Raw genomic sequence first — 6,292 nt, 5'->3', positions numbered from 1 at the left:
TGGCGCGGCTGACGGTGCTGAACAGGTTAAACACGTCGTCATCAGTCAGCTTTTGGTACGAAACAGGCGCTAACAGCAGGCCGCCAGCCCCAGCCTGCTGTGCGTGCTCAGCATTGGCCAGCACATCGCGGATGCGCAGCGCACCAATGCCTACCACCACCGGCACCCCGCCGCACTCTCCACGCTCAGCTTGGCCACCCGCGCCCGCTCTTCCACGCTTAAATAAGCGTAGCTACCGGTAGAACCCAGCACGCCGATGGAATCCACCTGCGCCTGCGCCAAGCGCGCCACTAGCTGGGTAAATTCCTGCTCGTTGATGCCTTGCTCATTCATGGGGGTTAACGGAAATGCACTCAGGCCGGTAAACATGGGGGTGTCCTTTTAGGGTAAGTTAGGTATTAGCGTAGTGGTTGGCCTAGCGTATGAAAAAGTCTAGGGCAGCCCCTGTGCCTGTGGCACAGGGGCATAACACCTGTTTAGATCTGAAAAGGCATACGGAAATCGAGGGTAAAGTCTGGCGCATCGTCCGTCATGCCGATACCAATACTGGTAACAATCGACGTGGAGTCTGATAGGCCATAAGTAGCACCAAAATTTACAGAGGCGGCATTAGCGCTACTGCCAATTATCGTTTGCTCACGCCCACCACTAGCGGTAACTTTTGTTGCCAGAGCGTGCTGATGAGTAAACGACATAGAGAGACTAAATCGCTCGTTCAATGCGAAGGCTGTCCCAAACCCTAGGCGGATATTATCGCCAAGATTCACTTCACCGGGCACTACCTGATCGTTTGAGTTGATATCGTCAAAGCTTCGTTTGATGTTATGGGTGTAGCCAATATTAGCGAAGATAATGGCGGGGTCGATGGTTTTAAGAAACGATAGGCCAGTGCCTACGCCCCAAACACCGTTACCGGTAGGGAGAGTGGTCGGCACCGAGAGGTTTTCAGTTTCACCCTCTCCTGCATCCACAATCCTCGTATTCGTTCTGATGTCGTAAGGGTGTTTACCAGTAGGTGCCCGAACAGAGAAATTCCAGACAACATCGGGCCGGGATTCAGTCTCAGGTAAGAGACGATAATACAGCCCGGCGCTAATATCCCCCAGGTCGCCCTGGCTGACGGTTTCTTCAACCAACCCGCCTGTTGATCCACCAGCACCAATAGTCTCGTAGTGGCTGCTGCGGTAGACATAGGGGAGCATGAGTTCTATCTCTAAACGGTCTGTTACACCGTAACGAGTATTCAAGTCGAATGTAGTGGTGTGGCTCTCTATCGTATCGACGTTGATATTGCCGAGAAAGATCGCATCCAGCGCCAAGAACCCACTTAGGGCCAAGTCACTGCGGTCGGAGTAGGAGTAGCTGATTCCTGGCTCAATCGTTAACCGATCAGAGAACAGAGCATGCTCCTCGCGTAGAACGTCCCGAACGCTTTGACTGGGCTGGGCATCTCGAACAACTTCTTCATTGGCGTCCTGTGCCATCGCTACCGGCGAGATACTCGCGGCAGCGAGAAGCAGTAACGAGAGCGAAAGTTGGTAACCGGCAGACTGCATCTGGTTTGTCGATTTGTGTTCCGGCATTATTGCCTCCCTTGAATATGAGCTCGTTACGAGCATTTTGCCTTCACTTCTCCACTCGCGAAGAAAGGCTAGACTTCTTGATACCTTTCGACAGCCTTTCAAGCAATAGTCTTGACACAATAAGCATGAAAAAGATTGACGACTCTCGTCATACTGTTTGATTAAGATTGCAGTCTAGCGAAGGCTCTACAAAAAATTAGGTTTTTTTGAGATCAGTTTCTGCGCCTACTCAATAGGCATAGATCAGCATTCATGTCGAACTGATTTATCAGGACATATTAGGGGCTAATTTTGGCTTAGCACATATTGCTGCAGGAAGTCAGCAAGGCGGAGGGCAGCCCTCAAAATTGAGAGCTGCGTAGTCAGTCGATACTTAATAGGTTGTCATCGAGAAGGTGCTACACCGTTTAAACGCCTAGCAATACAGCGATGCTGGGGCTTTTACCTAGAGATCAGATCTAGCCTTGCTACAAGTGTTCCAGTGAACGGACTGAGTTCAATAAGTGTTTGAACTCATGGTTAAACCCAGCTTCGGAGCTACTTCCCAGCTGAACATTCAAGCGCGTCATATTACTGATTTGCTGGTGGTCACTGATGAGTTGGATAGATTGATGAAGTCCGCGGCTTGAGCGTATTTCCTGGCTGACCACGCCTGCACCAGGTACGGACAGCATCATTCCGAGCCCACCGGCCTGCCTGCCAATGGTCACTTGGGCACCGCCCGGTGTGGTTTCTATCAGTTTTTCGTTGGCTGGCTGGTGGTTGCTGTTTGCTACGTCTTGCCCTACATCCACCCAGAAGGCGTTATTGGCACTATTGAAGTCTCCACCTGCTTGTACCAGCTGTACGACCCCCTCAGCATTAAAACTGCCACCATCAAGCACTGGGGTCGTATCGCTCATCGCTTGTTGATAAGCCGCATACGCTTCTGGCGTGGTAGCGGTAATATGAGTGGAGAATTGAGGTGTAGGCTGGCCTCCTGCCATATCAAAGCCTAGATTCGCCCGGGCATGAATATCCTCACCTGCCGAGGTTTGCCAGCGCGTCGACATTTCCACGCCAAAAAAGAGGATCTCGCGACTGTTGACCGCTTTACCGCGCAGCTGTGCTAATTCATGATCCGCCAGCTGCCTACCATTCTGAAAAGCTGAATCGCTGAAGTCTGTAGATGCAGTGGTTGCCGCCTGCGCCAGCGGCGTAAACGCCATTATCAAAGATGCGCCGAGCAGCGATACAGTCATCTTGCCGTGGCACCGCTTACTTTCATGCCCGTTCATGCTTTCATCCTTATGATCATTGCACCAAGCGGTCAGAACACTTCAGCATGGCGAAATCCAAAATCCAGTAATTGCTGCTTGGGCACCGGGGAGAAAACATCTGTTAGTCGGCGTGCCGTTAACGGCTGGGCCGGGTCTAGCAACACCGTATGGGTGTCAAAATTCTCACCGATGACTGCAAAGATGATGTTGTTCCAAGCATCGAGAAATTCGGAACGATTCATGACTTTGTTACCCAGCGCGGGGTCACCAATATAAACACGGTCCCCTACTACCTTTTTCATCACTACAAAGTGTTGATAACCAGCGAGATTAAGCAGCACAATGACAGGAATAGAGACGGCATCCAGGGCATCCCCCTCAATCTCGTAGCCCCTAGCACGCAAGCCAACCGATTCCACATAATTGCGTAGATCAAGCAGAGAAAACCCCATGCGCTGCGCCATCTCGGGATCACTAACCGCAAACATTCCTTCAAGCACATCCACCTCAGTCACCTCTGACCAGCCGTAGGCATACTTGAGAATGGTTGCCAGGGATGCCGCGCCACAGGAAAAGTCCGTTTCCTGCGCGATAAGGTTTTCAAAGCGACGTTCCCGAATCGACTGCACCTCTTTGGTTACTAAGGTGCCAGGCAACACATTTCCCAGCCGGATTGTTGCGGCATCTGCCCGTTGGGTGGCCAGTGTATTACCAGCAGTAAGAGCGAGGCTGAGCAGCGCTATCGCAAAGGTTTTCATACCGATTTCCCTGCCAAGCAACCTGATTAGAAAAACCCGGCCCGCACAGCGGGCCGGGCCTTATCCCCGGTACCGCTTACTGAGCGCGAGCGATGGACAGGGTGTTGCTTTGCATGTTGCCGTTACCTGAGGAGATGTTGACGCCGACGTTACCGGCAGCACTAGCCAGTGCATTGTTCAGTACGGCATTGTTTGTATTGTTCGCAACGGAGACGGTAAACGGTCCGACATTAGCCGCATAAAGGTCATTGTCGGAGACGTTGTTGTAGGATACCTGAACGCCACCAGTCGTTGCTTCCGCGGAGCTACCCTGGCCTACCGCTAGCGTCATGGCATTGTTCTGAACATTTCCTGCTCCAGAGGCAACGTTAACACCGATGTTACCCGAAACATTATTCATCGAATTGTCAATCACAGCGCTGTTCGTAGTGCCATCGTTGTCATAGCTGTTATTGGAGGAGGACTGAATGGAGTAGGTAGCTGCCTTGGCAAACACCATCAAGGCATCATTATTACCGTTATCACCTCCGCCGTTGCCACCGCCATTACCGCCACCGTTACCACCGTCATGACGACCACCAAACAGCATACTTTCTACACCAGATTCCTCTCCTGCATTACCGCTTGCAATTGATGTATCGTTGGCCTGTTTATTGAGATCGCCTGACGCCACGTTAATGCCAATATTACCGGTAGCGTTATTGCTGGAGCCTGTAACTCCGGCATTATTCACACTCTTGTCCGAATATACGGCATTGTCATCGGTAAACTGCTTACGATCGATGGTGGCTGCAGCGAAGTTATCTGCTGATGCGGCTTCCATTTCAAAAGTGACGCCTACCTCGATTGAGTTTGCAACACTATGCTCAAGTGCTACCGAGATATCGTTTTCGACATCCACATCCAGATAGGCATCGGTGTCGAAATCATTGCTACCGTTGTATTCCGCCAGCGCATAAGGAGCCGCGAGAAGTGCTGCGATAGCCACTGCGAGAGGTGCTTTTGCAAACGTTTTCATTGCCTTTCTCCTGAATGAAACTGCAAGTCTTGCTCTTGATTAAGGAAGGCGTTACTACCTGAGAGCACCGGATGTCATACGGATACCGACATGGTTCCCGGTAGCGTTGCCCATTCCAGCCGACTGATTTACTTGGATGACGCCACGTGACCCCGCAAAGGCCGACTTCTCAATCTCGACCCGCCGCGACGACGCATTGTCCTCCGCCTCTTCTGTCAGCTCCTGCGTTCGAGGCAGCACTTGGCTCAGCGACTCGCTGGCCAAGGAGCTGCCTCTTATGCCCAGCGCTACACTCAAGGTGTTGCTCTGCACATTTGATTGCCCCGCCGCTTGGTTGACGGATATCCAGCCCACCGCTTGGTTCAGTGCTTGATCTTTGATCACTGCACTGGCTTGTTCGGGCTCGAGGCGATTGTTCAAAGCGGCTATCTGCACCACGATGTTGTTAGCCAAGGCATTGTCTCCTATGGCAATAACACCGGAATTGCTCTGCAGATTGCCGTAACCTGACGCCATGTTGACGTTGATGGCCCCCTGAACATTACTAAGGGAGCGGCCGTCGATGAGAGAGGCGGCACGGTAGTTGGTAGTGAACACTCGGTGATAGCTATCGTCAGGCAAACTCTCCTGTGCCCACGCGCTAGCGATGAAACCAGTGATGAATAACGTCGAGACGCCCTTAGTCAGCATGGCCACCGCCTTGAGGTTTGCCTTGTATTTGGCATACTTAGCTAGGCATGCATCGACGTTACCTTTATGGTAATCATCGCCCCTCTGCTCACGCCGCTGCTTATCTCTCACCTGTTTCACAATCATGGTTTTACGCCTGTGGAATTGGGTGAACCAGGCACTACCCAGATACCAAAATTCACAAAAAATATACTTTTGAAACCTTTGGTAACAGAGTAAAAGAGGATTAAGAGAGTTTAAACCTGATATTTGTCGATGCTTTTGTTGATATTGCTCATTCAACAATGGCAAATAAGAAGCCAATTAATATTAATTAGTCAGAATGGTTATTTTAATTTATGACTCTGATGCCTACTAATCACCTTTTGGCAACAGGCAATGCTTATTGAATCGTTTCATATCTCGCAATCTGCGGCAGGCGCCTCTGTTTGCGCTGCTATTTACTAACGTTTGGGTATTTGTCAAATACTTCACCTGCCTCATTAAAAAGGCTTACTATAAACGCTAATAACCAATAATTATTTGGGAAGTTAATATAAGAAAAATAGACTAATAAGAGTAAAAACCACTGGCGCCCTTTAATGTTGGCTAACTCCAGCGAGCACCCAATTTAAGAAAGTCTTAGCACTGTCAGTAAGAGCTATCAACAAGCCCTATCAGCAAGCTCTATCAATAGTACGCAGAGGTGATATTCAAAGGATCTATGAGGCTGTAGAAAAATTCTTGGTGGGAGTATTTCTTTTCCAAACGCTAATGACTAGTTTCTTACATAGAAATACGGAAGGCCGTTTTATTTTGCTCACACGGCATGCGAACATGCCGTGTATTCATGCTAGCCGTTTTCCCTACACCCTCTCACACTCTCCGCCAGTTCTTTCACCAGCCCATGCACCCGCGTCACGGCGTCATCGCCGCTGCTGGCGTATTCGATGCAGTCTACCAGCGCAGAGCCCACGACCACGGCGTCGCTGAAGCGGCCAATGG

The 6,292-nt window shown here is 50.5% G+C and carries 5 protein-coding genes and 2 pseudogenes; all 7 read right to left on the bottom strand.

Going from position 1 to position 6,292, the window contains the following annotated elements:
• A pseudogene (locus BIS10_RS16705) lies at positions 1-369 on the bottom strand (dihydrodipicolinate synthase family protein); the annotation flags it as partial.
• A 107-nt stretch (positions 370-476) separates the two neighbouring features.
• Positions 477-1,583 (bottom strand): hypothetical protein, encoded by a 1,107-nt coding sequence (locus BIS10_RS16700; protein WP_243470315.1) that lies wholly within the window; start codon positions 1,581-1,583, stop codon positions 477-479.
• Positions 1,584-2,050: 467 nt separating this feature from the next.
• On the bottom strand, positions 2,051-2,860 hold the full coding sequence (locus BIS10_RS16695) for a hypothetical protein (RefSeq protein WP_253506932.1): 810 nt from the start codon (positions 2,858-2,860) through the stop codon (positions 2,051-2,053).
• Between the two features lie 32 nt (positions 2,861-2,892).
• Positions 2,893-3,600: a C39 family peptidase gene (locus tag BIS10_RS16690; RefSeq protein WP_083023733.1), complete on the bottom strand. Its 708-nt coding sequence runs from the start codon at positions 3,598-3,600 to the stop codon at positions 2,893-2,895.
• A gap of 76 nt (positions 3,601-3,676) precedes the next feature.
• Positions 3,677-4,618, bottom strand: coding sequence for a hypothetical protein (locus tag BIS10_RS16685; RefSeq protein WP_253506928.1), 942 nt, complete (start codon positions 4,616-4,618; stop codon positions 3,677-3,679).
• Positions 4,619-4,672: 54 nt separating this feature from the next.
• Complete coding sequence (locus BIS10_RS16680; protein WP_083023737.1) at positions 4,673-5,434, bottom strand: hypothetical protein; 762 nt, start codon at positions 5,432-5,434, stop codon at positions 4,673-4,675.
• 706 nt (positions 5,435-6,140) lie between these two features.
• Positions 6,141-6,292: pseudogene (gene trpA, locus BIS10_RS16675) on the bottom strand (tryptophan synthase subunit alpha); the annotation flags it as partial.

The sequence above is a fragment of the Halomonas sp. 707B3 genome (assembly GCF_024158645.1).
Taxonomy (GTDB): Bacteria; Pseudomonadota; Gammaproteobacteria; order Pseudomonadales; family Halomonadaceae; genus Vreelandella; species Vreelandella lionensis.
The sequence above is the reverse complement of the archived record's forward strand: the minus strand, read 5'-3'. Positions and strand labels throughout refer to the sequence as shown.